Origin of the sequence: Streptomyces sp. SID3343, assembly GCF_009865215.1 — a bacterium.
Lineage (GTDB): Bacteria > Actinomycetota > Actinomycetes > Streptomycetales > Streptomycetaceae > Embleya.
In genome coordinates this window covers 1-379 of sequence record NZ_WWJX01000944.1, presented here as the reverse complement: position 1 = coordinate 379, position 379 = coordinate 1, and the positions used below count along the sequence as shown (strand labels likewise).

General features: G+C 77.6%; 1 protein-coding gene. It reads right to left on the bottom strand.

What is annotated here, in order from left to right:
• Positions 1 to 379 (bottom strand): hypothetical protein (locus tag GT354_RS29185; protein WP_161359362.1); only part of this gene is annotated, 379 nt, incomplete at both ends.

The following is a 379-nucleotide window of genomic DNA, read 5'->3' as shown; positions in this document are numbered from 1 at the left end:
GTGACGAGGGCCTCCAGTGTGGCGGGCAGGGCGTCTTGCGGCTCGAACCCCGGGTGCCGCAGCGCGGAAACCGGCCGCAGCCCGCGCAGCGCGGCGCTCAGGCGCGCGTACTCGTGCGGCCCGGACAGCGCGCTGAGCGCCGGAGCGCAGATCAGCGGGGCCTGTGCACCGCCCGCCGCGAGGGTGACGGGTTCGCGCGTCACGCCCGGCGCCCCGGCCCCGTCGAAGACCGGGCGCAGGCGCGCGGCGATGGTGAGGAGCGCCATGCCGTCCCAGTTCTGTCCCTGCGCGCACGCGGTACGAAAGAGCGCGCCCAGGGAATCCGGGGCTCCCCCGGCGTGCGGTGCGTCGGCGGCCTGTTCCCGGGCGCTCGGCTGCG